At 63.4% G+C, this 3394-nt stretch carries 2 protein-coding genes; one reads left to right on the plus strand and one right to left on the minus strand.

The genetic code is table 11. The features are described 5' to 3' along the window. Positions 1 to 915: FecR family protein (locus tag JHD07_RS31695; RefSeq protein ID WP_291629312.1), on the minus strand; the 915-nt coding region annotated here is incomplete at its 3' end. A 130-nt stretch (positions 916 to 1045) separates the two neighbouring features. On the opposite strand from JHD07_RS31695, the gene JHD07_RS31700 reads away from it, so the two are divergent. Continuing rightward, positions 1046 to 2842, plus strand: a complete 1797-nt coding sequence (locus JHD07_RS31700) for a POTRA domain-containing protein (RefSeq protein WP_291629314.1) — start codon at positions 1046 to 1048, stop codon at positions 2840 to 2842. Positions 2843 to 3394: the final 552 nt, after the last annotated feature.

The following is a 3394-nucleotide window of genomic DNA, read 5'->3' on the forward strand; positions in this document are numbered from 1 at the left end:
GTTCCAGACCGTCTGACCGTCACCCCTGGCATTCGCGTTACGTGCCTGCCCTGGCGGAACGCCGCCATGCGCCAGGCCGCGCGTCGCCTTGTGGACGTTCAGCTTGACCTCCCCCAGCGCGACCGAAATACGCACGACTCCCGCCTTGGGGGCATGCCCTGCCGCCGCCTGCCCCGATGCCTTGGGTTCGCCGGCCGCCTTGCTTCCCTTGTCGGTCGGGCCGAGCGCATGGATGGCATGGCCATTGCCGGCATGGCGCGGCGCCGACAGGCCCGATTTCGGCACAGGGACACGCTCGATCGTGGGCGCGCGGGGCTTGCCCTGCTCGATCGGATTGAGCGTCCCCGCACCGCTCAGGCTGAGACCGGGCTTGCCGTGTTCGAACACGGTGGCCGCCTGTCCGGGCATCACTTGCGCGATCTGCCCCGTCTTGAAATCGGAGACTTCGACCTGGCCGCGGAGCACGCCGACCTTGGTGCTACCGGCACCGACCGTGACGCTGAACTGCGTGCCCTTGACCACGGCGGCCAGATAGGGCGTCTCGACCTCGAAATGCTTGACGTTGCGCCTCTCGACCTCGAGCAGGATCGAACCCGCCTGCTGGATGATGGTGGTCGAAAGGCCGTCCTTCTTCTCGGCCGGCAGGCCCACCACCGAATTGGGAGAGATCAGTATCGTTTCGTCGCCGCGGACGAGGAATACGCGCCCGTTGCGACCGGTGCGAATGGTATCGCCGGGTTTCAGCGTTCCTTCTGACGTCAGCGACACCTGCTGGGCGCCGCTCGTTGCCAGCCAGACCTCGCCCGAGGATTTGCTGACGGACCACACCCCGTCGTCCGCCGCGAACGCAGTGGAGGCCGTTCCCAGGATCAGCGCCGCCGCTAGAGCGCGCCGCATTCCAACTTTGCCGAACATGATGATCCTCAGCCCGCGTTACAGCCAAGCTTGAGGGGTATCCGAAAGCACTCAAGATAGGATTATCGGAAAGCGGCAAGCGGAGCAGCCTGATTAACCAATCGTTGACCATAAAAAACTATGAAAACTCATGCGGCTAACGAACCCTTACCGCCCCGTGACAAATCCTTCGTTGAATTACGGAGATAGAGTAGCTGCACGCGGTAAGAAACGGCATCTCCTTACCGTATTGGGAACGCTGGCAGCAATTTTCGCGGCAATTCCAACGGTAATCGCGCAGCAGGCGAACCAGCCGGGATTTGATCCGCGCCAGCCCGAGAAATATTTCGATAACCAAACCGAGCAGGAAACGCTCGACCGACCGCCGGTCCGGTTGCCCAGCGTCGGACGGTCCTCGACGGGTGGTGATACCAAGCCGCAATTCGTGCTGCGCGGCGTCACCGTCAGCGGCGCCCATGCCATTTCCCCCGATCGCATCGCGGCGGTCTACCAGCCCTATCTCGGCCGGAAAGTCTCGCAGGCGGATTTGGCCACGATCGCAGGCGCCATCAGCGACCTCTACCGCGAGGCCGGCATTCATCTGAGCCGCGCCATCGTGCCACCGCAGGACATCGCCAACGGCCGGGTCCGAATTCAGGTTCTCGAAGGCGCCATCGTGCAGGCAGAACTGAAGGGCGACGGAGCCGAGCAGTTCGGCATAAGGCCGATGCTGGCGCCGGTTCTGGCCGAACAGCCTTCGCGACTAGCAACGCTCGAACGCCAGCTCTTCCTGATCAATGGCAGGCCGGGCGTCCGGATCACCGACACGGCGCTGGAGGAGATCGGCGGTACGACGGGCCGCTTCCGCCTGACCATCTATCTGAAAACGTGGCACGTTTTCTCCGCGTTCGGCCTCGACAATCTCGGATCCTCGTCGGTCGGTCCATGGCAGACCTACGCCACCGGCGCGTTCAACTCATACCTCACGCCCGGCGATACATTGGCGGTCAACCTGTCGACCATTGCCAACGACCCCCGCCAGCTCGGCTTCGCACGCCTGTCGTACGATGCGCCCGTCGGCGTCGACGGTGTCCGCCTCGGCGCTTCCATGCTGTACAGCGCGGTTCGGCCGGGCGATATGCGCCGGCTCGACAGCGACATCACCACGACCGAGGCGTTCGAGCTGCGTGCCAGCGTCGTCCCGCTGCAGTCGCAATCGTCCACGCTCACGCTGACCGCCGCGACGACCTTCAGCAATGTGTCCGAGCATGACCTTTACGGGCCCTGGTACAACGACCACATCAGGACGGCGAGCCTGACCGCCGACTACCGGCTGCAGGATCCCTTTGGCGGTACCAATTTTGCGACCCTGACTTACCGTCAGGGCCTGGACATCTTTGGCGCCTCGCATTTCGAGGACGATCTTTTGTCGCGCGACGGCGCCTCCTCGAACTTCTCGGTGCTAAACTTTTGGTTCACGCGCTATCAGACACTCAACAATGTTTGGTCGCTCAAGCTCGCTGCGGCGAGCCAGACGGCCTCGCGCCCGCTGTTCACCTCGCAACAATTCTATCTTGGCGGCGCGGCCTTTGGCCGTGGCTATGGCGCGGCCGAGATCAGCGGCGACAACGGCCTCGCCGGCTCGCTCGAGCTGCGCTTCGACCAGAAGCTTAATTTCCGCTACTGGACCGGCTATCAGCTCTATGCCTTCGGCGACGCCGGCGCCGCCTGGAACCACGGTTTCCGCCTGAGCGACGGACTGTCGCTGACGTCGGCTGGAGCCGGCGTGCGCTTCTTCCTGCCGGACGACATCCATGCCGATTTCGGCGTCGCCGTCCCCCTGAGCTACCGGGCGCCTGACAACGAGCGTCGCAGCCCACGCTTCATCTTCACACTGTCGAGCGCGTTCCGGCTCTGCCCTGAACGCGGTCGGGCGAACTGTGTCTAGCCTTCGGCAGGAATTCACATCCTGACAGCTTCTTCCTGCGGCCATCCTCCGTGACGCTCCTCGGGCGGGGCGGAGTGCGACCTCAGTTTCCAGAGGCGCTGACGCTGATTGGCCTCATCGTGAGAAGATGTTCGACCGCATCCTGCGCGACAGCGGCAGCGCGCTCGCGCCGGCGGATCTGGAGAGCCCAATGATCATCAACTCGGGCGACTATTAGCCGGGAGGCCTTGCGGCAGATCAAGGCCGCTTCCACGCGGCACGGTAGAAAACCACATGGCGTCGGAGAGACACGTGTCGCACTATACCGGAAGTCTTGATACCAAAAGCCTTGTTCCGAAGGGGCTGCCCGCGGCGAGAGTGCCGGCATTCATCCGGCATCTCTATCTTTTGACCCGCAGGCTGCTACGCTCCATCGTCGCCCGCATCGATCTCTCGCAGTTCCCAGGATCCTGCTGCGGATGAGCGCGGCCACAAGCCAAATGCAGAAAGATTGCCTGATGCTCCGGCATGTGAAACGGATTTTCCTGCTGCTCGGCCTGATCTCCGGTTTCG

This window comes from Bradyrhizobium sp. (assembly GCF_016462955.1).
Lineage (GTDB): Bacteria > Pseudomonadota > Alphaproteobacteria > Rhizobiales > Xanthobacteraceae > Bradyrhizobium.